The following is a 25,892-nucleotide window of genomic DNA, read 5'->3' as shown; positions in this document are numbered from 1 at the left end:
ACGCTTGCGCGCCTGGTGGTGTGGTTACACGTTAAGATTCTCCGCGGTGGTAAAGCGCTCCCTGCGCTGCTTCACCTGCCAGCTGGCCCATAAAATAACGAACCAGATCGGGGTCGCGATAATCGCTTTCAGGGTATCGGGATCGAAGATCATGATAAAAATCGAAAAGATAAAAAACAGCAGACTTAACCAGCTCATCAGCACGCCAGCGGGCATTTTAAAGGTCGATTTATCATGTAAATCCGGGCGCTGTCTGCGGTAAACCAGATACGCCACCAGAATCATTCCCCAGCTATACACCACCATAATGGCGGCCAGGGTGGAGACGATGGTGAACAGAGTCATCACGTTCGGGACCAGGAACAGCAGCAGCGTGCCGCTTAACATGCAAAAGCAGGAGAACAGCAGGCTACGTACCGGAATCCGGCTGCTGCGCGACAGCAACCTGAACTGCCCATGAGCATGTTTTTCCACCGACAAGCCATACAACATCCGCGTACTGGAATAGACGCCGCTATTGGCGGAGGACATGGCAGATGTCAGCGCCACAAAGTTAATCAGCGCGGCCGCGGCCGGTAAACCCGCTTTGGCAAACAGCGTGACAAAGGGGCTGACATCCGGCGAGATGCCCGGCCAGGAGGTCACGGCGATAATCACGATCATCGATAACAGATAAAAAATGATAATCCGCAGCGGCAGCGCGTTCACCGCACGCGGCAGGATGGTGTGCGGATCTTTGGTTTCTGCCGTCATGGTGCCGAGCAGCTCGATACCGGTAAAGGAGAAGATGGCGATCTGGAATCCGGCGAGGAAACCGGTAAAACCGTGCGGCATAAAGACGTGCGGGTCCGTCAGATGCGTCAGTGACGCCTGTACGCCATCCGGCGAGGTCCAGCCGGTAGCAATCATCCAGCCGCCGGTGATTATCAGCGCCAGAATGGCGATCACCTTAATCAACGCAAACCAGAATTCAGCCTCGCCGAACATTTTGACCGACAGCAGGTTGAACATGCAGAGTATCCCGAGGGTAGCCAGTGCCGGAATCCACGCCGACATCGCCGGGAACCAATACTGCATGTAACTGCCGCACACCACCACATCGGCAATGCAGGTCACCACCCAGCTTAGCCAGTAGGTCCAGCCGAGATAAAAACTGGCTTTCGGGCCAAGATAATCGCCAACAAAATCCGCAAACGAACGGTAATCGAGCCTGGTCAGCAACAGCTCACCCATCGCGCGCATCACCAGGTAGGTAAAAAAGCCGACCAGCAGATAGATAATAAGAATCGAGGTTCCGGCAACCGCAATATTTCTCCCGGCCCCCATAAACAGGCCAGTACCAATCGCACCACCCAGAGCGATCATCTGGATATGTCGTTCCCCCAGGCCACGTTTCAGATGTGGCTCAGCCGGGATGGTTGGAATGTTTTTATCTGTCATGTCGGTTCCACGTAGAAAATTAGGCGCGAGCGCGATCGTTACGATGGTTAAATAACCATCGCAATACAGAATGCCCTTAATAAAAATAACAGTTTAGATTAATACATAGTTAATATCCGGCGCTGAAGATGCGTCATGCTGCGATGTGATGCGCAACAAAGTCAACACATGAATCACACAAACCATTCACTTTTTGAAGATCTTCAAAGTTCTGAATATTGGGGAAAAAATCCTAATCCATTCACTTTTCTGCATATAAAATGCATAGATATGCACCATATGATCGCCCTGATTTACTGCTTAATTATTCACTTATTGTCTGACTGAAATTAAAAATCGGCGTATTTCAGTGACGCAGATAAAATCTAATCGGCGAATTTGGTGTTAACGTTTATCGCGTATTTCGTATTGCATTACCTTCCACGTCATCACAACATAAATAACAGGATAATTATGGAAAAGTTATCTTACGCATCCGATAACATCACCTCTCCCTGGGTTACTTACCTGCGTCAGATTGACCGGGTGGCGCCCTATCTGGGCGAGCTGGCACATTGGGTTGATACACTCCGTCATCCAAAGCGCGCCCTGATCGTTGATATTCCCTTGCAGATGGATGATGGCACTATCCGCCATTTCGAGGGTTATCGTGTCCAGCACAACCTGTCACGCGGTCCGGGCAAAGGCGGCGTGCGTTATCACCCGGATGTTGACCTCAACGAAGTCATGGCGCTTTCCGCATGGATGACCATCAAATGCGCCGCCGTCAATCTGCCCTATGGCGGGGCCAAAGGCGGCATTCGCGTCGATCCTTTCTCCCTGTCTGAAGGGGAACTGGAACGCCTGACTCGCCGCTACACCAGCGAGATTGGCGTGATTATCGGCCCGCAGAAAGATATCCCGGCTCCGGATGTCGGCACCAATGGCAAAGTGATGGCGTGGATGATGGATACCTATTCCATGAATCACGGCACCACCATCACCGGCGTCGTCACCGGCAAACCGATCCATCTCGGCGGTTCACTCGGACGTGAGAAAGCCACCGGGCGCGGCGTGTTCGTGACCGGACGTGAAGTCGCCAGACGTTTTGGTATCGAAATCGAAGGGGCCAAAGTGGCATTGCAGGGTTTTGGCAACGTTGGCAGCGAGGCGGCACGTCTCTTTGCTGACGTGGGCGCGCGCGTCACCCTGATTCAGGATCATACCGCCACCCTGTTCAACGAAGCCGGGATTGATATGGCTGCGCTGACCGCCTGGCAGGCGGAACATAAGCAGATCGCCGGATTCCCTGGCGCCAGCGAGATCGACAAGGACGCGTTCTGGACGCTGCCGATGGATATCCTGATCCCGGCGGCGCTCGAAGGTCAGATCACCCGTGAACGCGCCGAACGGCTCAGCTGCAAACTGGTGCTGGAAGGGGCGAACGGCCCGACCTATCCCGAAGCGGATGACGTGTTAGCCGAGCGCGGCATTCTGGTGGTGCCGGACGTGATTTGTAACGCCGGTGGGGTGACTGTCAGCTACTTTGAGTGGGTACAGGATATGGCGAGTTTCTTCTGGAGCGAGGAGGAAATTAACGCGCGCATGGACAAAATCATGACGGACGCCATCATCCATGTGTGCGACAAAGCCGCTGAAAAAGGCTGCTCGCTGCGCACGGCGGCCTACATTGTCGCCTGCGAACGTATTCTGCTGGCCCGTAAAGATCGCGGTATTTATCCGGGTTGATCAGGATGATTCAGGTGCTTCCTCGCCGGGAAGCACCTGTCACAACGACCAGCGATTGCGCCCCTGCTGTTTAGCGCGATACAGCGCCTTATCGGCACGCGAAATCAGCTGGTCGACATTCTGCCCTGGCAGGGCGCTGGCAATCCCCATGCTGACGGTAACATGGGTTGCCACATCCGATGTTTCATGCGCCAGCGCGCGCAGTTCCAGACCACGCTGAATGCGCGCCGCCACAGCTTCCGCCCCGGCGGCTGATGTGTCATGCAGCATCACCACAAACTCCTCTCCGCCGTAACGCCCCACAACATCCTCCGGCGTCCGTACCGACGCTTTCAGCACCGCCGCTATCGCCGCCAGACATTCATCTCCCGCCTGATGACCATAATGATCGTTGTAACCTTTGAAGTAATCGACATCGAGCATGATGACGCTAAACTGCCGCTGCTGCGCGATGGCCCGGCTGAGATGCTGTTCCAGCGCGCGGCGGTTGGCGGTGGTGGTCAGGACATCCTGATGCGCCAGGAGATCGAGGCGCGCAATCAGCAGCTGGTTTTGTTGGTAGCGCAGCCAGGCTTCCTGAAACCAGCGCATCAGCATAAAGCGCCCATACAGCAGAATGAAGGTCAGAATCAGCCAGACGAGGTCAAAACGACGATTGAAAGATGCGTTCTGCTGGAAATTGGCGACAGGCAGCGACAGCCACAAGGGCAGCAAATAACAGAACAATGCAGCCGGATAAAAATAGAGTGCGGCCATGGCGCTCAGCATCAGGATAATGCTGAGCGGATAAGTGATGGGTAAGTGCCAGTACACCTCGAAGCAATAACAGTTAAATGACCATATCAGGCTGATCAGCGTCAGCAACGCCAGACTCAGCCACTGCAACGGTGGCGAGGGGTGTTTCATGGTGCGCCACGCCAGTAGCGGCAGCAGCAGCGAGGCGACGATCGCCAGGCTCATGCTAATTTTAATCATCGGAAGCAGCTCGTGGTGCGACAGCAAACTGGCGTCGAACGCGATGAACAGGCGATTGCGCAGGGCGATGGTTAACGCAAAGCTGATATTGACAAAGGCAAACCACGGCAGGCTTTGTGACAGCGCATGTCTGACCATATCGCGATGATCGGACCAATGCCGAATAGATCGTGGCGACTGCCGCCGACGTTGTGTTGGACTGTTATTCACCAGACATCCTTCAGTTTGAAGGTGATGATAAAGAGTTTATCTGCTGGTGAAAAAGTTGCCTGAGGAAAGCCAAAAACAAAAATGCCCGGCAGGCCGGGCACGCTGAACATCCATTTTTACGATAAGGAATCAGGTGGTTTTATTCAGGCTGATTTCGGTGTTGTATTCTTTATGTAATCTGCGCGCCTGGATAAATACCGACTTCCAGTAAGGATTGTTAAGCGAAGACCGCATCACACCACGACTGGAGGACGCATGAAGGAATTGCTGGTCGGTATCGTAAAAACCAACGTGCAATTCATGATTGATGCGGAAAAATACCAGATCGCCCGGCTGCATATGGTCAGGTTTTACCCGTTCGCCCATTTGAATTAATTGCTGAGTGGTCACGCGATCCATCGGAATATTGAAACGGTCTTTTAAGGTGCGCCAGACAAAACCGGAGCAATCGACGCCGGTGAGCTGCGTACCGCCCCACTGATAAGGGGTTCCCTGCCATGAGTGCATTTGATCATGCAGCGCCGCAATTACCGGAATAAGATCCGGTTGGCCGTCGGTCGAATCATTATCAGCCTGATCATCGCGGTGTGCAGAATGGGATGAGCACCCTGCGAGAGAGAGAAAAACCACAGCGGCTAGCGCCTTAATCATTGCAGAGGAATTCATGGCTGAATATGTCACTCACTATTAAAGATTCAGGGTTTATACCGCAGGAACGAATGTCAGAAAAATCAGAACCGCCCGGACTTACACGACCTTACCTTCGACTTACTATAGCTTACACTAGATTACCAGGATATTACCGCAGGTAAATAGTTAAATCCCTATTCGGCGAAATAGTCAACAGCGACAGGATGATTATCATCTTCCTGCCGCTGTTTAATGTATAAAAATAGAACTTAGCGCAAATTACAGGCGCGGTTTAGCGTCAATATTTGCCGGAAAAGTTAGCACTGATACGTTGCGCCAGATAATCCCGCGCGGTGATTGGCGGATATTTCTTCTCCGGCCCTTCGATGATCACGTCTTCATTTGCCTGGCAGAAAAACGCCAGGCTGTAACGCGCCGGAACGGAAATGCCCGGCAGCGGATTGGCCACGCGGTGGAAATTGGATGGCAATTTATCGTCACTCCAGCGCATCAGCATATCGCCGATGTTGCAGGTGATCAGCCCGTCCAGCGGCGCGATCGGCGTCCATACCTGCTCCGCCATCTCTTTGCCCGGACATACCTGCAAGCCGCCCTGTCCGTCGCGCTGAAACAGCAGCGTCAGGCAGTCGAAATCGGTATGCGCACCGGCACGCCACGGACCATCCGGCTCGCCGGTGATGGCGAAATAATGCAGCATACGCAGCGTGCTTTGATAGGTTTCGCGTGAGGGTTCATGGGCGTGCGTGAAGAAATCTTCCGCAAAGCCGAGCTTAAGCGCAAAGCAGGAGAGCAGCTGCATCCCCACCGTCCAGCACTGACGTTCAAACTTCAGCACCGCCGCGCGAAAGCCGGGCAGCGTGCTGTCATCCGGCCACAAACCCTCCATACGCGGCAGCGTCACCTGATATGACTCTTTCTGATCGGGCTTACCGGTAGAAGGACGGATCTGGGCGCGGTATTCCCAGCCCGCATTGCGTCGCAGCGGATGCTGCGCTTTGTCGCTTTCCGGCAGCGCGAAAAAGCGTTCGGCATTGGCGAACGCGGCGTTGATGTCGTCGAGGGGAATGCCGTGGCCGGACACCTGAAAGAAGCCAATTTCCGTCGCCGCCTGCCACAGCTGGTCGGCGATAGCGTGTTTGCGCTGGTCAAAATCGGTGAGATCGATGATACGTACATCGCGTGCGGCTTCACTACCGCGTGCGCCCATACGCGCTTCTTTGCTGAGTTCATGCATGGCGTAATCCGTGGTCTTTTCCATTGGTGCACCTCGTTATTGAGAGATAACGGATGACCTGCACAGCAGCTGGCAGGCCTTCCCCGCGCCCGCTAAACGGGCGATCGAGCAATGACCCACCGGGTAACCACCACGGCTGACAGCTTCTACTCATGGGTTTTGAAGCAAGGTTTATGCCATTTGCAGCCATATCCCCCCTACGCCTGACCGTTGCTGTCGCGGCGCGATTTATCGCGTGGGTTTCAACCCGATCCAGGCACCAAATCTGTGCAAATCCGCAACCAATGCTTCACAAATGGGCAAAGGCGCGCTAACCACTCCAGACGCGATTAAGCACCTTTATACAATTAATTCATAGGGATAGATAAATACCTCTGCACTGGCATGGGCTTTGCTAAATTTCAGCCAGAGTATAAGCGGTTAGCCTGGCTGCATGGCCATGCGGAACATTGCTCTACAGCTTCGGCTGTACCTCGTCAGGGGACGGTGCTATGCATCGTGAGCAGGTTTACACCGCACCATCCCCTGATAACAGACACATTTTTGCGTTTGCCTTGGGGGTTTTTATGTCAATGTCGTTCTTCCGTTTGTCCCTGTTCAGCGCGGTGATCTGCGCCTCTTCCCTTGTCCATGCCGCCGATAAACTGGTCCTGCAAACCACCTGGGTCGCCCAGGCGGAGCAGGGAGGGTATTACCAGGCCGTCGCGACGGGAATCTACAAAAAATATGGCCTGGATGTCGAGGTGCGTTCCGGCGGCCCGCAGTTAAATAACATGACGCTGCTGCTGGCGAACCGCGCCGATGTCATCGTCAGTTATGACTTGCAGGTTTTGCAGGGTATCCAGCGTCATTTCCCGTTGAAAGCCATCGCTGCGCCCTTCCAGTTTGATCCGCAGGGCATCATCACGCATGGCGACGTGAACGGGCTGGCCGGACTGAAAGGCAAAACCGTGCTGGTTTCCGCCAGCGGCCAGGCCAGCTGGTGGCCGTGGCTGAAAAGCCAATATCAGCTCAGCGATGGCCAGGTCCGTCCCTACACCTTCAACATGCAGCCATTCCTCGCCGACAAAAATACCGCCCAGCAGGCGTATGCCACCTCGGAAGTTCAGCAGATCAAAGCCGCGCAGCCGGACAGCAAATTTTTCCTGTTCGCCGATTACGGTTATCCGGCCTACGGCGGCATTCTGGTGACGCGTGATGATGTATTGCAGCAGAAGCCTGATGTGATGAAGCGGTTTGTTGCGGCATCCATGGCGGGCTGGAAATCCTATCTTGCCGATCCGGCCGCCGGCAATGCCCTGATTAAGAAAGAGAACCCGCAGATGACCGATGCCATTCTGGCGTTTGGCGTGTCGCAGATGAAGGCGCTGCATCTGATCGAGGGTGGCGATGCGGCACAGCAGGGGCTGGGCGTGATGACGGCCAAACGCTGGCAAACCACGCGTGACTTTATGGTCAAAGCCGGATTGCTGGAGGCTTCCACCCCCTGGCAAAACGCGTTTACTACCCAGTTCTATCGCAAAGCAGCGATGTGAGGTGCGCATGAGTCAAATTCTGATTAAAAATTGCAGCGCGATCCTTACCGGCAATCGCCAGCAACCGCGCAGCGCGGCGCGCGATATCCGTATCAGCAATGGCGTGATCGCCGGGCTGGGTTCGCTGAGCGCGCAACCCGATGAACAGGTGATTGATGCCCGTGACTGCGTGGTCTATCCCGGCTGGGTCAACACCCATCATCACCTGTTTCAGTCGCTGCTGAAGGGCGAACCGCAGGGGTTGAACCAGAGCCTTGGCGCCTGGCTGGCGGCTACGCCCTACCGTTTTCGCGGCGCGTTTGATGCAGAGACCTTCCGCATCGCCGCGCGTATCGGCCTGGTGGAGCTGGTGCGTTCCGGCTGCACCACCGTTGCCGACCATCACTACCTCTACTGGCCCGCGATGCCGTTTGACGGCGCACAAATCCTGTTCGAGGAGGCGCGCCAGCTTGGCGTGCGTTTTATGTTATGCCGGGGTGGCGCCACCCAAAGCCGCGGGCTGGAGAGCGATCTGCCTGGCGCGCTGCGGCCGGAAAAATTTGAGGCGATAATGGCCGATGTTGAACGGCTGGTGGGGCAATACCATCAGCCTGACGGCTTCGCCATGCAACAGGTGGCGATGGCGCCCACCACCACGCTGCACTCCACCCTGCCGCAGGAACTGCGCGAAAGTGCCCGACTGGCGCGCCAGCTCGGTATTCGCCTGCACAGCCACCTGTCGGAAACCGTCGATTATCTTGATGCGGCCAAAGCTAAATATGGCATGACGCCGTTGCAGTTCTGCGCCGAACACGACTGGATTGGCGGCGATGTGTGGTTCGCCCATCTGGTCAAGCTGCTGCCGGAAGAGATCGCGCTGCTCGGTGCGGCAGGCAGCGGCATCGCCCATTGCCCGCAAAGCAATGCCCGCCTTGGCAGCGGCATTGCCGATCTGGTGGCGCTGGAGCAGGCGGGTGTGCAGATCTCGATTGGTGTTGATGGCGCGGCGTCGAATGAAGCTGCCGATATGCAAAGCGAGACCCACGCCGCCTGGCAACTGCAACGCGTGCGTAAAGGGATGCTGGCGCAGCCGCGTTATGCCGGTGGCACCTTTGAAGGCGGCGGCGATGCCGCCAGTATTGAGGATGTGGTGCGCTGGGGGACGCGCGGAGGGGCGCAGGTGCTGGGATTGCACACCGGCGAAATTGCGCCGGGCATGGCGGCGGATATCGCCATCTATCAACTCGACGATCCCCGTTATTTCGGATTACACGATATCGCCATCGGCCCGATTGCCTGCGGCGGACGCGCCCGCATCAAAGCGTTGCTATGCCACGGCAAGGTGATCATGCAGGATGATGTGATTCCGGGCGTTGATTTGGGCGAGCTGGGACGTGACGCGGCGATGGCGGTTAAAACGCTGCAAGCCCGCTGCGCATAGCGACGCGCCAGGTCGGCCGGGCAGCCGACCTGGCAAAACATCAGGCATAAACCGGAAAATCGGTATAGCCACGCGCATCACCGCCAAAGAAGGTCTGGCGATCATAAGCGGCAAACGGATGGCCCTGGCGGATACGCTCCGGCAGATCCGGGTTAGAGGTAAACAAACGACCAAACGCAATCAGATCGGCATCCCCGTCGGCCAGCATCGCTTCTGCCGCTGCCGGAGTAAATCCGCCCGCCGCAATGATCATCCCGTGGAAAAACGCGCGCAGCTGTCGGCTGGCCACCGGCTCCGCGTAGTCGCCGCTCGCGCGGTCTTCCGGCCCGACGATGCGCGGCTCAATGATATGCAGATACGCCAATGCGAAGTCATTCAGCTTCTCCGCCAGATAGCTAAAGGTGGCGGCCGGATCGCTGTCGTGCATATCGCCGTAAATGCCGCTGGGGGAAATACGCACCGCGACGCGCCCGGAACCCCAAACCTCCGTCAGCGTCTGCACCACCGTCAGCAGGAAACGGGCGCGATTCGCCAGACTTCCGCCCCAGCTATCGTTGCGCTGGTTGCTGCCATCCAGCAGAAACTGCTCCGGCAGATATCCGTTGGCCGCATGTAGCTCTACGCCATCAAATCCGGCGGCCAGCGCACGCTGGGCGGCACGGCGAAACGTGTCAATCATTGCGGTGATTTCCTTCTCCTGCAATGCACGCGGCAGCGGGAATAACCGGCCTTCATAGTTGCCCTGCTCATCTTTGCCGACGCCGTAGGTTTCCCGTGCAATCAGCGCAGAAGGCGCCACCGGCTGCTCTCCCTGCGATAATTCAGGCAGCGACTGACGTCCCGGATGCCACAGCTGCAACACGATCTGGCTGCCCCTGGCATGGACCGCCTCAACCACACGCTGCCAGCCCGCCTGTTGTTCATCACTAAAGATGCCGGGAGCATCGGCGTAGGCATTGGCGAAGGGTGAAATCGCCGTGGCTTCCGCAATCAGTAAGCCGCCTTCGCTGGCGCGCTGACGATAATATTCCACCATCAAATCGCCAGGCACGCCGCCCGCGTCGGTACGCATACGCGTTGCCGGCGCCATAACCACACGGTGTTGCAGACGCAGTTTTCCTGCGGTGATCGGGGTAAATAATCTGTTCATTTTCAGTTCTCTCCGTTGATGATGAGAGAAGCCTAAAGGGATCGTGATAATTCAGAAACGGGGGGAATGGCATAAGCGCTATTCTGCCGTGGAATGTGCATTATCTGCCCACCGTTTGCGGTTAAGTATGCTGAGTCAACATATTGCAGATATATTTACTGCACTATGCAGCAGATCGTTAACTTCAGGGAATGGATACATATGAGCTGGTTTACCCTCTGGCCGCAGTTATCACGCGTGGTGATTTTTCTGGCGAGCCTGACCTTAATTCTCATCGGTTTGCATCTTTCCGCGCATCTGATTAATCAGGTGTTGCTGGCGCTGCTGCTTTCCATCATGCTCGACCCGCTGGTGAGCTGGTTCGAGCGCAAACGCATTCCGCGCATCCTCTCCTCCCTGATGATTATCACGGTATTGCTGCTGGTGATTGTGGTCACCATTATCAAACTTACGGTGCTGACGCCGGATTTGATTTTACTCAGCCGCCAGGCGCCGCTGCTGCTCACCTCAAGATTGCAGGAAGTGACGCAGACGCTGGATCAGATCGGCATCGCGCTGGCGCCCGATGAGATGCTGGCGTTTGTTGATGTCGGCGCGGTGGTGCGCTGGATCTCCGCCATTCTCACGCAAATCCCTGGGGTACTGTCGTGGTGGGTGATGGTGTTTCTGATGCTGCTGTTTATGTTGTATGAGCTGCCGCTGCTGAAAAATGCGCTGCACAAACGCGCGCAGGGCGATTCTCCGGGGCTGTATCGCGCGCTGGAAGAAGGCATTCAGAGCGTGATCGTTTATGCCAGGGTCAAAACCCTCACCGGCATCTTTGGCGGTCTGATCGTCTGGGCCGGTGCGCAGCTGCTGGGACTGAAGTTTGCTTTCTTCTGGGGCGTATTGATGTTTGTCTTCAATTACATCCCGGTGCTGGGGTCGTTTATGGCCGCCATTCCGCCGGTGGTGCAAAGCTATATGGCGTTTGATCTGCAAATCGCGTTGGTGATTGCGGGATTTTTTGTGGTGTTAAATCTGACGCTCAGCTCGGTACTGGAGCCGCTGATGATTGGTAAACGACTGGATATGGCGTTGACCAGCCAGCTGCTGGCTTTTTTATTCTGGCAGGCGCTGCTGGGGATAACCGGGGCGATTCTGGCGATTCCGCTGACCTATCTGATCAAAAAAGTCCTGCTGGCCGGTTTCCGGCAACAGCAGGACTCAGCAGAGATAACATCAGGTCAGTGAATGCGTTTTCACGCCGCGCCACGAGCGGGTAATGCGTTTTTCCAGTTCGACCACGATAAAGATGGCGATACTGACGATCAGCGAGATAAACCAGTAGTTGATCGGTAACGGGCGGGTGCCAAACAGCGTGTTCATCAGCGGCACATAGATAATGATCGCCTGCAACACAATCAGCACCACCGTGACCATCCAGATGCCACGGTTTTTCAGCAGACCGCTGTCGAGGGAGAACCCTTCTGAGTTACGGCAATTGATCATATACGCCCACTGCGCGGTCACCAGCATTTGCAGCAGCACGGTGCGGATAAATTCCGGGGCGTAACCACGCGGTTGCAGCCAGGCTTCCAGCACGAAGGCGCTGATGGAAATCAGCAACCCGACAAAGATCACGCGCCAGATAGCGTAGCCATCCATCACATGCGCCCGCACATTACGCGGTGGGCGGCGCATGGCGTTGGCTTCTGCCGGTTCAAACGCCAGACCAAATGACAGGGTGGCGGAGGTCGCCATGTTCATCCATAAAATCTGCACCGGGGTGAGCGGCAGCAGGTTGCCCATCAGAATCGCAATGATGATCAGCAATCCCTGCGCGAGGTTGGTCGGCATGATAAACAGGATGGTTTTCTTCAGGTTATCGTAAACCCGACGCCCCTCTTTCACCGCCGCCGCAATGGTGGCGAAGTTATCATCAGCGAGGATCATATCCGCCGACTCTTTGGTCACTTCGGTGCCTTTGATGCCCATCGCGATGCCGACGTTAGCCTGTTTTAATGCCGGGGCATCATTCACCCCGTCACCGGTCATGCCGACAATTTCACCGCTGGACTCCAGCGCTTTTACCAGCCGCAGCTTATGCTCCGGACTGGTACGGGCGAAGATGTCATAGGTTTTCGCCGCCTGCGCCAGTTCGGCGTCGCTCATATGTTCAAGTTCGTAGCCGGTCACCGCCGCGTTGCTGTTGCCAATGCCGAGCATCTGCCCGATAGCCATCGCGGTTTCCTGGTGGTCGCCGGTGATCATTTTGACGCGAATGCCCGCCTGCTGGCAGTCATGAATCGCGGTGATCGCTTCCGGGCGCGGCGGGTCCATCATGCAACCCAGTCCCAGCAGCACCATATCGGTTTTCAGTTCGCCATGGTCCAGCTCGGTGACCGCCGCAGGGGTAGGTTTCCATGCAGCGGCGACGGTACGTAACCCTTCGCTGGCATAGGTGGTGATCGCCGCTTCCCAGTACGCCCGGTCGAGGGGTTCTGCCCCTTCCGGGGTCTGTTGCAGGTGGCACAAGGACAGCAACACATCTGGCGCGCCGGTCAGCAAAATAAACGACTGTCCTTCCACCACACAGCTGACCGACATGTATTTGTACAGCGAGTCAAACGGTAACTTGCTGACCACGTTAACCGATTGTTGTTGCGTGATGCCTTTCGCCGCCAGCACCTTCATCGCCCCTTCGGTCGGGCCGCCGACAATCGCCCAGTGGCCGCTGGCATCCTGGCGGAGCTGGCTTTCGTTACAGGTATCAACCGCGTGCAGGAATTGCTGTAGCAAGGGATCGGTCGCTGAATTCAGCCCGGCGCTATTGCCCTCGGCGACAATCTCGCCTTTCGGTTCATAGCTGTTGCCGCTGACGCGCCATTTGCTGCGGGCCAGCACCACCGCTTTCACCGTCATTTCATTCATGGTCAGGGTGCCGGTTTTATCGGAGCAGATCACCGACATCGCGCCCAGCGTCTCAACGGTGGGTAACTTACGAATGATCGCCTGCGTGCGCGCCATCGACTGAACGCCCAGCGACAGGATGATTGAGATGATGGCGGGCAAGCCCTCCGGCACCGCCGCCACCGCCAGGCTAATCACCGACAACGCCAGTTCCGGGAACGGAATGTCGCGCAGGATATAGCCGAAGATAAACAGCGCCACCATCATCAGCAGGATGATGAAAAAGATCGCTTTGCCAAGTTTGTCGATCTGCACCAGCAGCGGCGTTTTCACCTCTTTAACCGAGCTGATCATCTCATTGATGTGCCCAAGTTCCGTATCACCGCCGCTGGCAACCACCACGCCCAGCGCGGTGCCGGAACTGACGGTGGTGCCGGAATAGGCGAGATTGAGGCGATCCCCGAGGGATTTTTCCCCGGTTAAGGGGGCGATGCTTTTCGACACGACCGTCGATTCACCGGTAAGAATCGCCTCTTCAACGCGCAGGTTGTGCACATCAAATAAACGTAAATCCGCCGGGATTTTATCGCCGGGTCGCAGCATCACCACATCACCCGGTACGATATCCTGCGTAGGCACCGTGCTTTGTTTGCCGTCGCGAACCAGAATGGCTTCACTGGCTAACATATTCTGGATACTTTTCAGTGACTTCTCAGCGTTACTTTCCTGCACAAAACCAATTAACGCATTGATCACCGCCACGCCGATAATCACAAAGGTATCAACCCAATGCCCCATCACCGCAGTGATCAAGGCCGCCGCAAACAGGATATAAATCAATACGTCTTTGAAGTGTGCGATGAATTTTAACAGGGCCGATTTTTCGGCTTTTTGCGGCAGGGCGTTAGGACCATATTTTTTTAAACGTTCACTGGCATCGGATGATGATAAGCCAGACGGCGAACTCGCTAAATTCTGGAAAGTTTCCTCGGAAGTGCACTGATACCAGGGCCGCTCAGATAAAGCAGCAACCTTATCCTGACCTTGAACATTTAACATATGAACCCCTAGCTATTAAGCCATTGAAAAATGAGTTTTTCCTAAAAACACAAAGACCGTGCTAATTAAATTATTAAGACAAGGGCTGACATCACTGTTCGTGAAAAGTTGTCCAGGTGATGATTTGAATGAGATAAATTAAATTTAATCTATATTATCAGAATGGCAATGTTACCTTGCTTCTGCGCCCATCGGCATAACGGACACTGGCGACGCCGCTCCCCGGCCGCGAAGGAATAAAGGCAAACAATAATGGAAAAACAGACAGTTAAGTTGGTTTGTGGTTTCGTGATCATGGCAGTTTGCGCGACGACGCTGGTGGGACTTCTGACCTATGTCGTGGTGGCAAATATTTCCTGACGGCTGCGTTAACCGTAGCGGCAACAACGTTTCATTAAACAAAGTTCACCCCTGTATAGAGGGCGTTAGCACTTAAAAACGCACTTTTTTATTCCTTGTTAGCTGATTAATCCATGGCGCGGTATTTTCGGGATGAGGGAAAAATAATGATAAAACACAAAGTTATGCTACTCCTGTTAAGTTGTTTTTTAATAACGGCTTGCGATGACAAAAAGGAAACTCCGGCGCCTCAGCCCCGTGTGATTAAGGCGTTTACCATCACCTCCGGCAGTGCAAGTAATGTCCGTATTTTCCCTGCACGTATTCAGGCGGGCGATAATACCGATCTGGCGTTTAAGCGCGCCGGGCAGATCGCCCAGCTCGATTTACGCGATGGGATGTCGGTTAAAGCCAATCAGACCCTCGCCACCCTCAATGATACCGATGCCCGCCTGCGCGTGAAGGATCGGCAAAACAGTTTCCAGCTGGCGGATCGGCAATATCAACGCTTTCGTACCCTTTCCAGCCGCAGCGCGGTGTCGCAATCGGATATGGATGTACAAAAATCCAATCGCGATGCGGCCGCCACAGCGCTGAAAATTGCTCAGGAAGAGTTGCAGTTTCTGACCCTGCGCGCGCCATTTGACGGGGTTATTGCCCGCGTTCAGGTACGTAATCATCAGGTGGTGGCCGCCGGACAATCCATCGCGCTGCTGACCCGCGCCGATGTGCTGGATGTGATCTTCACCGTGCCGGAAAGTTTATTCACCAGCCTCGACGTGCAAAACGCCAGTTACCAACCCGAGGTCCAGTTTAACGCCCTGCCCGGCAGAACCTTCACCGCCAGCTACAAAGAACACAGCACGGAAACCAATGCCGCCACCCTCACCTGGCAAGTGGTGCTGACCATGCCGCGCCCCGCTGACCTGCCCAGCGTGGCCGGGCTAAGCGGAACGGTGCGGGTCCAGCTGCATAATCTGCCAAACGCGCCGCAGCAGGCGCGCGTGGTGGTGCCGAGCGCGGCGGTGTTCAACCCGGATCGCAGTCCGACCAATCAGCCGCATGTCTGGTTAATCGTCGGCGATGGCAATGATTTGCACGTTAAAGATCAACAGGTGGAAATCGGCAATGTCAGTGCCGATGGCATTGAGATTATTTCCGGGCTAAAACCTGGCGACCGCGTGGTGTCAGCAGGGACCGGCGAGCTGCGTGATGGCGAAGCGATACGTATCTGGACCCGTGAGCGGGGGTTATGATGCGGATTTTAGACAATTTTATTAATAAACCCATTCGTATCTGGATGGTGATTTTGCTGCTCGGCGTCGGCGGAATCTACGCGTTACTGAACATTGGCCGCCTCGAAGATCCGCTGTTTACCATCAAAGCGGCGGTGATCGTCACGCAATATCCGGGCGCATCGGCGCAGCAGGTGGAAGAAGAAGTGACGCTGCCGCTGGAAAATGCATTGCAGCGGTTGCCTTCGCTCGACAACGTCAGCTCCATTTCCAGTAATGGCCTGTCGCAGATCACCGTGTCGATTCATACCAGTTACCTTGCCAATCAGCTGCCACAAATCTGGGATGAACTGCGGCGGCGCGTGGGCGATGCGGCACGTCAGTTTCCGCCAGGGGTGAGCGAGCCGTTCGTTAACGACGATTTTGGCGATGTGTACGGCTATTTCTTTGTGATTTATGGCAAGGATTTCACCAACAGCGAGCTGCGTAACTACGCGGATCAGCTGCGGCGCGATCTGGTGCTGGTGCCGGGTGTGGCGAAAGTGGCAGTGGCCGGGGTGAAACAGGAGCAGATTCGTATCGCCCTTTCCAGCGCCAAAATGAGCAGCTACGGCATTACCACGCAGCGCGTGGCTGATCTCCTCAGCCGCAGCAACGTGGTGTCCAACGCGGGCAGTATCCGCATCGACAGTGAGTCGATCCGTTTTAACCCCACTGGCGAGTTTCAGTCGTTAGAGGATTTAGCCAACCTGCCGATTTCACCGCCCGGCACGGCGCAAACTATTCATCTGCATGATATCGCGACCCTGTCACACGACGTCACTGACACCCCGGATAACCTCTATCACGCCGACGGGCATGATGCGCTGGCGATTGGCGTATCCTTCGCGCCTGGCGTCAACGTGATTGATGTCGGTGATGCTCTGACGAAAAAGCTCGATATCTACCAGCAAGACAAACCGGCGGGTATCTCGCTGAAAGTGTTTTATAACCAGGCGCAGGAAGTGAAGAAGTCGGTGGATGGTTTTATCCTCAACTTCCTGATGGCGCTGGCGATTGTGGTCGGTACCTTGCTGATCTTTATGGGGATACGCAGCGGGATTGTGATCGCCGCTTCGCTGGCGTTCAACGTGCTGGGCACGCTGCTGATCATGTATCTGTTCGGGCTGGAATTGCAGCGCATCTCGCTCGGGGCGTTGATCATCTCACTCAGTATGCTGGTGGATAACGCCATTGTGGTGGTGGAAGGCATTAAGATTGATCAGCAACGTGGTAAGCCGCTGCAACAGGCCACCACCCAGATGATCCGCCGCACCGCGCTGCCGCTGCTGGGGGCGACGGTGATCGCCATCATCGCGTTCGCACCGATTGGCCTGTCGCAGGACTCGACCGGCGAATACTGTAAATCGCTGTTCCAGGTGCTGCTTATTTCCCTGCTGCTGAGCTGGGTCACCGCGCTGACGCTGACGCCGGTGTTTATCAAATGGAGCGAGGCGCGGCGTAAAGCGCTTCAGGTGCCTGCCCCAGACGATCAATCACCCTATCAGGGCGTGGTGTTTCGCGCCTATCGCCGGGCGCTTGGCGGCCTGATTCGCTTCCGTGTGCTGACGATCGTGGTGATGGTTGCCTGCCTTGCCGCATCGCTGTACGGCTTTACCTTTGTGAAGCAGAATTTTTTCCCGTCCTCGAATACGCCAATTTTCTTCGCCGATCTCTGGCTGCCCTACGGCACCGATATCAATTACACCGCCACAACGGCGGCGCAGATCGAGCAGTTTATTAATCAGGACCCGAACGTTGATAGCACCGTCACCACCATCGGCCAGGGGGCGATGCGCTTCACCCTGACCTACGATTCCACCCGCCAGTACAGCAACTACGCCCAGATCATGGTGCGGGTGAAAGATGGCCGCCAGCTGGAGCGGATTGCGCTGGCAACTGAACATTATATTCAGCAGCAATATCCGCAGGTGAACGAACGCATCAAACGCATCCAGTTTGGCAGCGCCAGCGACAGCGCTATCGCGGTGCGCGTTATCGGCCCGGACCCGGATGTATTGCGTCATATCGGCAGCCAGATTGATGGCATTTTCCTCGCCGATGGCACCACCTTCCCGGCGCGCAATGACTGGCAGGAGCGCAGCAAAGTGATCCGGCCGCAATATTCGGCGCTGCGCGGTCAGGAGTTGGGCATCGATAAACGTGATATTGACCAGGCGCTGCGGATGAATTTCAGCGGCGATGCGGTGGGGATCTTCCGCGATGGTTCACGGCTGATTCCGGTGATGCTGTTCCCGGCGGCGGATGAACGGCAAAACATCGACCATATCGCCAACATTCAGCTGTGGAGTCACTCGCTACAGCATTTCGTCCCGCTGAGTAACGTGATCGCCGATTTCCGCCTGGAGTGGGAAAATCCGCTGATTATGCGCCGCGACCGGATGCGCGTTTTAACGGTACAAACCGATCCCGATCCCGCGCTGGGGTTAACCCCCGCCCAGGTGGTGGCGCGCGTGCGGCCGCAAATTGACAACTTAACGCTGCCCGCCGGTTATCACCTTGAATGGGGCGGCGAGCTGGAAAGTTCACGCGATGCGCAAAGCGGTCTGCTGAGTTCGCTGCCGATTGGTTTCCTGGTGATGTTTGTCATCACCATTTTGATGTTCAACTCGCTGCGCGATGCGGTGGCAATCTGGATCACCGTACCGCTGGCGTTGATCGGCGTCACATGCGGCTTTTTGCTCACCGGCATTCCGTTCGGCTTTATGGCGCTGATTGGTCTGCTGAGCCTTTCCGGCATGTTGATCCGTAACGGTATCGTGCTGATTGAAGAAACGCGCCAGTTCCGCCAGCAGAAAACGCTACAGGACGCGATCCTCGACGCCGCCACCTCACGTTTGCGCCCCATCCTGCTGACGGCGTTCACCACCGTACTCGGCCTGTTGCCGCTGCTGCGCGATGTGTTTTTCCAGAGCATGGCGGTGGTGATTATTTTCGGGCTGGGCTTCGCGACCGTGCTGACGCTGCTGGTGTTGCCGGTGCTGTACCGCTGTTTCCATGCACGGGAAGCCACTGATGAATAACATCGGGCTTAACCTGCTGAAAACGCTGGGGTGTATGACGGCGGTGTCTTTTTTTACCCTTTATCAGAGCTACGATCGGTATGACTACAATTACAACCTGACCCTGAATGTACTGAGCTTTATCTCCACCATTGCCACGCCGCTGTACTTTTTACTCAGCGGCTATATCGATGCCGGGCAGAAGCACAGCCCGGAGTGGCAGCTGGAGAAAATCCGTCGCATTTTGCTGATATTTCTCTTCTGGTTTACCTTTTTCTGGTTCGCCGGAATGCACAACAAAGGGTATCTGATTCAGCCGTGGTTTGTGATTTCACTGATCCTGATTTACGTGTCGCATCCGCTAATTGACCGCATGATTCTGTTTCCCGGCATCATGGCGGGTACGATTTTTACCCTGCTGCTGGCGGCGTTTCTGTATGACATTCTGGCGATCCAGTTTACTGAGAACCGCGCGTTTTCGCTGCTGCCGCAATATCGCATCTGGACCTGGGTGCTGTACTACCTTTCCGGTCGTTTGATGGCGATGCCGCACACCCTGGCGATCCTGCGATCGCCACGGGTGGTAAAAATCAGCCTGCTGCTGTTGCCTGCGGTGTTTCTGTTTACCTGGCTGTACGAGCGCTATTACTTCATCGCGCGCTTTATCAGCACCGGCAATGATTTTGTCCTTACCGGCTCGCAGGTCTATTTCCTGGTGATCCTGATCGCGATTAGCGTTAACGCCATCAAATTGCCATCGCACTGGCAGGCGGTGCCAACGCTGTTTGCCACTCTGGGTAAAACCATGACCGGCGTCTATATCCTTCACTACCTGGTTTTTAATATCCTGGCGTGGGCGATTGCTATCCGCTCGCTGGCCGACAAGCTGCTGGTAATTGGTTTGACGGTGGGGGTATCCATGCTGATTTCGCTGGTGATGCTGCGTATTCCGGGGGTTAAAAAGCTGATTAGCCTGTAACTGGCTGGCGGCACGCCGCACAGCCAGACAGCGCCGTTATTCATCAAGCAAAGGCGCGAAACCGCCATAAATCATGCGCTTGCCATCAAAAGGCATATTTTCACCGATCGCTTTCATACGCGGATCGGCCATCAGTTTCTCATTGGCTGCATCCCGGACTTCCCTTGACGGGTATTCAATCCAGCTGAACACCACCGCCTCGTCCTCCTCCGCTTTCACCGCCATACGGAAATCCGTGAGTTTGCCGTTCGGCACATCATCCGCCCAGCATTCGACGATACGCGTCGCGCCAAACTCCTTAAATAACGGCGCCGCTTTCTCCGCCAGTGCGCGGTATGCTTCCTTGTTGTCCACCGGAACAGCGACCACAAATCCGTCTACATACGCCATAAACCAATCCTCCGTCGTCCGTCTCACGGCCGGTAATGACCGCGCAGCCGATTGTACAAAAAGTCATCACAGCGGATTGCGTGGTGGGTTACAAAATAACCAGGAAGCTGTTGCTTGTCGTGGAACAGCAGAATAATCGTGTTCCACGACAGGCAACACTGGGGTGCACGGATGATCAAGAGCTGGAAACCTATGACCTGGAGAGAGTGAAAGATCATGTCGATTTATCTGTGTTGCATACCCGCTATAAGCCTGAGCCACTTCTGCATTAATTATCCTTGGACGCAACGTTCGGCCAGCACGAGCGATTTACGTTACAATGGCTTCCACCCTCGTTAGGTCACTCGGAATTTTATGCGTATTACCATTGATCAGGCTGATCAGCCCTTTATCCATAGCTTGTTTGGCGAGCAGATTGACAGCATTGAAGCGGCATCGCCGCAGGCAAACCAGTTGCAGCAGGCCTTGCAGGTCGCCCGCCAGCAGGCTCACCAGGATGCCGAACTGGAGTGGAAACGCAGCGCCGTGTTCCTCGCCTTGTTTATTTTCCTCTACGCGGTGCTGGGTGCCTCGCTGACGCTCGACCTCAGCGGCAAAGGTAGCGGTCATAAAAGCATTGCTTACGCGCTGGAAGCGGTGCCGGTATTGATCGCCTTCTCCGGCTTTTTCCTTTCACTGCTGTTCCTGTTTTTAACCCGCAGCAGCGCGCGGCGCGCGCGTAACTGGGAACGCAGCATTTTGCTGCTGGAAAAATACACCGGCAGCAACCTCAGCCAGCAAATTAATGCGCTCGGGGCGCGCACCACCAATTATTCCCTGTCCGCGATTAACATTTCCCTGGCGTTATTTATCTGCCTGACCTGGGTGGTGATGTATAACTACTTTACCTTTACCACCAGCGGCGTAATTGGCAGCGTGATCTCGCTGTTTATTACCACCATGACCTATGTGATCCTCGATATTCAGCTGCTGAAATCCGGTAAGCAGAGCGAAATTGATGAGCCGCTGATCCCGGCCGACGATGACGCCGACAAAAAGTAATCAGGATGCCTTAACCGCCCGCAGCGGCGGTTAAGGCCTGCTCAATCCACCATCGATTCTTCCATCACCTCAACCAAAATCAGTGGACATTTCCGGACCCGGCACGCCTGGGAGTAGGCCAGTGAGCATACCGAACACAAATCGCGCACCTCGGATTCATAGGCATATTCGGTGAAATAACGGAATCGCCCACTGTCTGATTCGGTACGCCAGAATCGCTGCGGTTCGAGAATTTCATCAAGTTGCCTGAAGGTCAGGGCTGAAGGGTTATGAAAACCCACTCTTACACGGTATATCGTCATACCCTGATTATTCGCACCTGGCACGCCGCCAGCCAGACGTTATTAGTTTTCAATGCAATAGACCTCGCTTATCACCATCAGGTGACAACCCCGGTTATCGACGTTAAAGTTGTTTTTTTGTTTGATTTTGCGAGGGAAAATGAATCGTTTATTCGTCTACGGCACGCTTTGTCCGGGCCGCTCAAATGCGCACATTCTGGAAAATATCGGTGGCGAATGGCAGCCGGGTTATGTGACCGGCACCTTTTATGCGCGTGGCTGGGGCGCGGCGGAAGGCTTCCCTGGCATCATATTGGAGAAGAACGGCGCGCGCGTTGAGGGTTTCGTGTTTTCATCCGGCAATCTGGATGCGCACTGGCCGATGCTGGACGAGTTTGAAGATGGCTATGACCGGGTCGAAGTTGAGGTTCAGACGGCAGACGGTCAACAGGTTACGGCATGGGTTTACCAGCTACAGCCAGCCTGAGTCCCCCCTTCCGCACCCGCAAAACCTGCTGAGGGTTTAGCCACTGCCAGCCTGGCGTGCTATGTATGGTTATCACCCTCCCCTTTGCCGAGAATTTGTTATGACTGCTGAAAATGGCCGCCCGCATACGCTGTTACGCCAGCGCGATGGGCATCATGCCCGCGTCACCTGGGAAGAACTTTTTTTCGATCTGGTTTATGTCTTTGCCGTTACGCAACTCAGTCATACCCTGCTGCACAACTTAACCGCCACCGGCATGTTGCACACCCTGATTCTCTGGTTCGCCGTCTGGCTCGGCTGGCAATACACCTGCTGGGTGACCAACTGGTTCAGCCCTGAAACCCCACAAATTCGCGCGCTGTTGTTCGTAGTGATGGCGGCAGCACTGGTGATGGCCGCCGCATTGCCGGAGGCCTTCGGCGATAAAGCCGGGTATTTTGTCGCGGCCTATGTGGTGATCCAGGTGGGCCGCACCGCCTGGATTGTCTACGCGCTGGGTAAACACCAGGCCCTGACGGCCAACTATCGCCGGATGCTGGTATGGCTGGTGATTTCCGCGTTGATCTGGTGTGCCGGGGCGCTGAGCAGCGGCAGCCTGCGCACTGCGCTGTGGGCCTTAGCCGTGCTGTGTGAATATCTCTCGCCGATGATGGGTTTTGCGTTCCCCGGTATGGGCCGTTCCTCAACCCGTGACTGGACCATCGAAGGCGGCCATCTGACGGAACGTTGTCAGCTGTTTGTTATCGTTGCGCTGGGGGAGACGCTGCTGGCAACCGGCGGGAGTCTCTCCGCCAGCCAGGCGTGGACGCTGCCGGCGCTTTCCGCCATGTCTGCCACTTTTCTGTCGGCGATGGCGGTGTGGTGGCTTTATTTTGGTACCTCAGGACAGGAAGCGACGCTCGCCATTACCCACTCCCCTGATCCTGGCCGGATGGGCGCCTATTTCCACTACGTCCATGTCATCCTGGTCGGCGGCATTATCGTTATGGCGGTCGGTAATGATCTGACGCAGGAACAACCCGGCGAGGGCGTCACGTTGCTGCACGGTGCGGTGATCGCGGCCGGGTCGGTGATCTTTCTGATCGGCAGCGCCATCTACAAACGGGTGGTGTACGGCACGATACCGGCGACACATATCGTCGGTGCGCTGGTGCTCTGTTTATCGGTGGGGATCATGCCGTGGCTCACGCTGGAACAGGCGGGCTGGCTGACCACGGTGATTATGCTGGTCACCGCCGGTGCCGAATTTTGCGCCCATCGCAGCCGCAGGTTGCGGGTGAAAGGTGTATCATAAGCGCCAGCCATGCCATCGCATTCATTTTTAAACCTTTATCCATGAAACTCAATTTCGATAACGATCTGACGTTCCGCAAACTGTTTATTTTCAGCACCTTTATGGAAACGGAAAATCTGGCCCGCACCGCTGAAACGCTCGGCATCAGCACCGTGAGCGTGCATCGCGCGTTACATACGCTGGAGGAGAGCCTGCGTTGCCCGTTGTTTGTGCATAAGGGGCGCAATCTGGTGGCGCTGCCCGCCGCCTGGACACTGCTGGAATATAGCCGCGAAGCATTGCAGACCCTGAGCCAGGGACTGGAGGAGACGCGGCGTACGGCGGGTATGGGGCTGGGACATTTGCGTATCGGCACCCTTTACTCGCTATCGCTGGAAACCGTGCCGCGTTTGATTATGAATATGAAGCTGCGCCGTCCGGAGCTTGAGCTGAATCTCACCATGGGTTCGAACCAGGTGCTGACGCGGATGCTCCAGGATAACCAGCTGGACGCGATCATTATTTCGGTCACGACCACGGAAATCGATGAGAAGGTGTTTGAACAGGTGAGCTTGTTTCAGGACGATATCTACCTCGCCGTCCCCACGCACGAGCAGTTGGCTTCAGCGGAGGATATCGATCTGCGCGAGTTCAGCGACAAGCCTTTTGTCTCACTGGATGAAGGATTTGCCACCTTCAGCGGCTTCCAGGAGGCCTGCCATGTGGCGGGGTTTGAACCCAATATCGTCACGCGTGTGAATGATATTTTTTCGATGCTGAGTCTGGTGCAGGCCGGAATGGGTTATTCGCTGGTGCCCGGCAGAATGCGCAGGCAATACGAACATGACCTGCAATTTCTCAGACTGGCCGAGCCGTATCAGATGCGTCAGCAAATCGCCATCGTGTTTGCCCGCAACCGCGAACACGATCCCAACCTGCTGGCGCTGGTGGCGGAGGGCCGCATGTATGCGCGCAGTATCCAGGATAAGGCCCAGCGTCACCCGGCCTGATGCAGGCGTGCGTAGCGATGGCGCGCCAGCGCCGCACCGTCGCGCGTCAGCGCCAGGCACTCGCCCTGCGGCTGTACGCTGCGGGTGAGTCCGGTCAGCACTTCGCCAGGCGGCATCTCGATTACCAGCCGCACGTCCCGTTCTTCGGCCGCCACCATCGCCTCGTGCCAGCAAACCCGCCGCGCCATATTCAGCGCCAGATCGTCGGCAATGCGCTCTGGCTGCCACAGCACGCGCGCATTGCTGCCGCTCAGGTAAGCGCAGTGCGGCCGTTGCAGCTTCATATGTTGCATCACCGACGCCAGCTGGCTGGCCGGTTGATCCAGTAACGCGCAGTGCGAAGGCACGCTAATCGCCAGCCGGTGCACGCGTTGCGCCCCGGCCGCCAGCGCAGCCTCAGCGACGCGTTTCATCGCCGCCTCGCAGCCCGCGATAACAATTTGGGTTTCCGCATTCACGTTGGCGATAAAACTGGTTTGGTTATCGACCAGTGGCTCGACGCGCTCCAGCGGCAGCCCGCTGATGGCGGTCAGCCCATATCCCTGCGGATAGGCGCTTTCCATCAGGTCGCCGCGCAGCGCCACCAGCCGCAGCGCATCGCGAAAGTCCAGCGCCCCGGCGATCACCGCCGCCGGGTATGCGCCAATCGACAGGCCACACACCATATCCGGTGCAACCCCCTCGGCGATCAGCCCACGCGCGGCCGACACCCCGGCGATCAGCAGTGCCAGCTGCACCGACCGGGTATGCTGCAACGCCTCGTGGCTATCGAGCATGGCCAGTTCCTCACCCAGTACCTCCTGTGCAATCTGCCAGGTGTGATCATCGGGTAAATTCTGTAGCATTCCCGCCCGTTGCGCCCCCTGGCCGGGAAAGGTAAACAGGGTTTTCATGGCGTCTCCTCCGCCCAGGGATTGTCGGTCAGACGCGGTCCGCACGCCGTTTTCAGCAGCACGGTTCCGCTGCGCAGCCACTCATTTAAGGCAAAGCCACCGAGCGGCGTTTCTATCTGGGTATCGGCCCGGCAGACCAGTTCCGCCAGCGCCTGCTGCCAGCGGGCAACATCCGCTGGCCGCAAAGGTTGAGGCGCGCGGATCAGCAGATCCAAATCGCTGTCCGCGTGCAGCACCGGCAACAGGGTAGCCAGCGCATATCCGGTGCCGCCGGTCACGCCCCATTGCCACGGCCAGCGCTGCTGCGCCAGTGCCTGTAACCCCTGCACCGTCGGCAGAGGGCTGAACACCGTCTCACCCGGTGCGATCAGCTGCTCCGGCGCGACGCAACGCAGCACGTCATCAGGCGCAACCCAGCCTGCCGCACGTTGATGGCGGGCGTTGCCGCGCACGCCAACCGGGATCAAACCCTCTTTCATCACATCACGCCGCACCACCACCGGTTGCTGACAGTGCCACAGTTCGGCCACCCAGGGCGCATCGACCCCCAGAAGTGACGCGTCATGACGCAGCCAGAGAAGGTCGTGGGGACATGCGGTGAAGTTCAT

At 56.3% G+C, this 25,892-nt stretch carries 22 protein-coding genes; 12 read left to right on the top strand and 10 right to left on the bottom strand.

The window, feature by feature from the left end; all coding sequences use genetic code 11:
• Nucleotides 1–24: 24 nt before the first annotated feature.
• Nucleotides 25–1,440, bottom strand: a complete 1,416-nt coding sequence (locus tag AC6I8V_RS20660) for an amino acid permease (protein WP_497846337.1) — start codon at nt 1,438–1,440, stop codon at nt 25–27.
• Nucleotides 1,441–1,893: 453 nt separating this feature from the next.
• Here AC6I8V_RS20660 and AC6I8V_RS20655 point away from each other — a divergent pair, with 453 nt between their 5' ends.
• Nucleotides 1,894–3,168, top strand: coding sequence for a Glu/Leu/Phe/Val family dehydrogenase (locus tag AC6I8V_RS20655; protein WP_497846336.1), 1,275 nt, complete (start codon nt 1,894–1,896; stop codon nt 3,166–3,168).
• A 39-nt stretch (nt 3,169–3,207) separates the two neighbouring features.
• On the opposite strand, the gene AC6I8V_RS20650 is transcribed toward AC6I8V_RS20655, so the two are convergent.
• The 3 genes from AC6I8V_RS20650 to AC6I8V_RS20640 form a co-directional block, all read right to left on the bottom strand.
• Entirely contained in the window at nt 3,208–4,281 is a 1,074-nt protein-coding gene (locus AC6I8V_RS20650; RefSeq protein ID WP_497846576.1) for a GGDEF domain-containing protein, read from the bottom strand.
• Between the two features lie 201 nt (nt 4,282–4,482).
• Nucleotides 4,483–5,019 (bottom strand): C40 family peptidase, encoded by a 537-nt coding sequence (locus tag AC6I8V_RS20645; RefSeq protein ID WP_497846575.1) that lies wholly within the window; start codon nt 5,017–5,019, stop codon nt 4,483–4,485.
• 262 nt (nt 5,020–5,281) lie between these two features.
• On the bottom strand, nt 5,282–6,262 hold the full coding sequence (locus AC6I8V_RS20640) for an isopenicillin N synthase family dioxygenase (RefSeq protein WP_497846335.1): 981 nt from the start codon (nt 6,260–6,262) through the stop codon (nt 5,282–5,284).
• Nucleotides 6,263–6,804: 542 nt separating this feature from the next.
• Between AC6I8V_RS20640 and AC6I8V_RS20635 the strand changes: the two genes are divergently transcribed.
• Together AC6I8V_RS20635 and AC6I8V_RS20630 are read left to right on the top strand one after the other, a co-directional pair.
• Nucleotides 6,805–7,773, top strand: a complete 969-nt coding sequence (locus tag AC6I8V_RS20635) for an ABC transporter substrate-binding protein (RefSeq protein ID WP_497846334.1) — start codon at nt 6,805–6,807, stop codon at nt 7,771–7,773.
• Nucleotides 7,774–7,780: 7 nt separating this feature from the next.
• A complete protein-coding gene (locus tag AC6I8V_RS20630) occupies nt 7,781–9,193 on the top strand; it encodes an amidohydrolase family protein (protein ID WP_497846333.1) in 1,413 nt (470 codons plus the stop codon).
• A gap of 40 nt (nt 9,194–9,233) precedes the next feature.
• On the opposite strand, the gene AC6I8V_RS20625 is transcribed toward AC6I8V_RS20630, so the two are convergent.
• Complete coding sequence (locus AC6I8V_RS20625) at nt 9,234–10,343, bottom strand: alkene reductase (RefSeq protein WP_497846332.1); 1,110 nt, start codon at nt 10,341–10,343, stop codon at nt 9,234–9,236.
• A 195-nt stretch (nt 10,344–10,538) separates the two neighbouring features.
• On the opposite strand from AC6I8V_RS20625, the gene AC6I8V_RS20620 reads away from it, so the two are divergent.
• Nucleotides 10,539–11,576 (top strand): AI-2E family transporter, encoded by a 1,038-nt coding sequence (locus tag AC6I8V_RS20620; RefSeq protein WP_497846574.1) that lies wholly within the window; start codon nt 10,539–10,541, stop codon nt 11,574–11,576.
• On the opposite strand, the gene AC6I8V_RS20615 is transcribed toward AC6I8V_RS20620, so the two are convergent.
• Nucleotides 11,565–14,294, bottom strand: coding sequence for a cation-transporting P-type ATPase (locus AC6I8V_RS20615; RefSeq protein WP_497846331.1), 2,730 nt, complete (start codon nt 14,292–14,294; stop codon nt 11,565–11,567). The genes AC6I8V_RS20620 and AC6I8V_RS20615 overlap by 12 nt on opposite strands.
• A 506-nt stretch (nt 14,295–14,800) precedes the next feature.
• On the opposite strand from AC6I8V_RS20615, the gene AC6I8V_RS20610 reads away from it, so the two are divergent.
• The 3 genes from AC6I8V_RS20610 to AC6I8V_RS20600 are packed head-to-tail and all read left to right on the top strand — an operon-like array spanning nt 14,801 to nt 19,909.
• The gene (locus AC6I8V_RS20610; protein ID WP_497846330.1) at nt 14,801–15,889 is read left to right on the top strand and encodes an efflux RND transporter periplasmic adaptor subunit; all 1,089 of its coding nucleotides are present in this window, start codon (nt 14,801–14,803) and stop codon (nt 15,887–15,889) included.
• A complete protein-coding gene (locus AC6I8V_RS20605; RefSeq protein WP_497846573.1) occupies nt 15,889–18,951 on the top strand; it encodes an efflux RND transporter permease subunit in 3,063 nt (1,020 codons plus the stop codon). Before AC6I8V_RS20610 ends, AC6I8V_RS20605 begins: the two co-directional genes overlap by 1 nt.
• The gene (locus AC6I8V_RS20600; protein WP_497846329.1) at nt 18,944–19,909 is read left to right on the top strand and encodes an acyltransferase family protein; all 966 of its coding nucleotides are present in this window, start codon (nt 18,944–18,946) and stop codon (nt 19,907–19,909) included. Before AC6I8V_RS20605 ends, AC6I8V_RS20600 begins: the two co-directional genes overlap by 8 nt.
• 36 nt (nt 19,910–19,945) lie before the next feature.
• Here AC6I8V_RS20600 and AC6I8V_RS20595 read toward each other — a convergent pair whose 3' ends face one another.
• The gene (locus AC6I8V_RS20595; protein WP_497846328.1) at nt 19,946–20,299 is read right to left on the bottom strand and encodes a DUF1428 domain-containing protein; all 354 of its coding nucleotides are present in this window, start codon (nt 20,297–20,299) and stop codon (nt 19,946–19,948) included.
• A 35-nt stretch (nt 20,300–20,334) separates the two neighbouring features.
• On the opposite strand from AC6I8V_RS20595, the gene AC6I8V_RS20590 reads away from it, so the two are divergent.
• Together AC6I8V_RS20590 and AC6I8V_RS20585 are read left to right on the top strand one after the other, a co-directional pair.
• The gene (locus tag AC6I8V_RS20590; protein WP_497846327.1) at nt 20,335–20,571 is read left to right on the top strand and encodes a hypothetical protein; all 237 of its coding nucleotides are present in this window, start codon (nt 20,335–20,337) and stop codon (nt 20,569–20,571) included.
• Between the two features lie 82 nt (nt 20,572–20,653).
• Nucleotides 20,654–21,340 carry a RipA family octameric membrane protein gene (locus AC6I8V_RS20585; protein ID WP_497846326.1) on the top strand — a complete coding sequence of 229 codons (687 nt, stop codon included), beginning with the start codon at nt 20,654–20,656 and terminating at the stop codon, nt 21,338–21,340.
• Between the two features lie 41 nt (nt 21,341–21,381).
• Here the strand turns inward: AC6I8V_RS20585 and AC6I8V_RS20580 are convergent, their stop codons facing one another.
• Nucleotides 21,382–21,642, bottom strand: coding sequence for a hypothetical protein (locus AC6I8V_RS20580; RefSeq protein WP_497846325.1), 261 nt, complete (start codon nt 21,640–21,642; stop codon nt 21,382–21,384).
• Between the two features lie 139 nt (nt 21,643–21,781).
• On the opposite strand from AC6I8V_RS20580, the gene AC6I8V_RS20575 reads away from it, so the two are divergent.
• The 3 genes from AC6I8V_RS20575 to AC6I8V_RS20565 all read left to right on the top strand — a co-directional run bounded on the left by AC6I8V_RS20575 (nt 21,782) and on the right by AC6I8V_RS20565 (nt 24,391).
• Nucleotides 21,782–22,108, top strand: coding sequence for a gamma-glutamylcyclotransferase family protein (locus AC6I8V_RS20575; RefSeq protein WP_497846324.1), 327 nt, complete (start codon nt 21,782–21,784; stop codon nt 22,106–22,108).
• A 100-nt stretch (nt 22,109–22,208) separates the two neighbouring features.
• Nucleotides 22,209–23,402, top strand: coding sequence for a low temperature requirement protein A (locus tag AC6I8V_RS20570; RefSeq protein WP_497846323.1), 1,194 nt, complete (start codon nt 22,209–22,211; stop codon nt 23,400–23,402).
• Nucleotides 23,403–23,443: 41 nt separating this feature from the next.
• Nucleotides 23,444–24,391, top strand: coding sequence for a LysR family transcriptional regulator (locus AC6I8V_RS20565; RefSeq protein ID WP_497846322.1), 948 nt, complete (start codon nt 23,444–23,446; stop codon nt 24,389–24,391).
• On the opposite strand, the gene mdcH is transcribed toward AC6I8V_RS20565, so the two are convergent.
• Together mdcH and AC6I8V_RS20555 are read right to left on the bottom strand one after the other, a co-directional pair.
• Nucleotides 24,379–25,284, bottom strand: a complete 906-nt coding sequence (gene mdcH / locus AC6I8V_RS20560; RefSeq protein ID WP_497846320.1) for a malonate decarboxylase subunit epsilon — start codon at nt 25,282–25,284, stop codon at nt 24,379–24,381. The two genes, AC6I8V_RS20565 and mdcH, sit on opposite strands and share 13 nt — an antisense overlap.
• On the bottom strand, nt 25,281–25,892 hold the full coding sequence (locus AC6I8V_RS20555; protein WP_497846572.1) for a malonate decarboxylase holo-ACP synthase: 612 nt from the start codon (nt 25,890–25,892) through the stop codon (nt 25,281–25,283). The genes mdcH and AC6I8V_RS20555 overlap by 4 nt, the downstream gene beginning before the upstream one ends.

It is taken from the genome of Pantoea sp. X-Soil-TKNS-1207, assembly GCF_059730485.1.
Note: the sequence above shows the minus strand (reverse complement) of the source record. Positions and strands in the feature narration are given on the sequence as shown.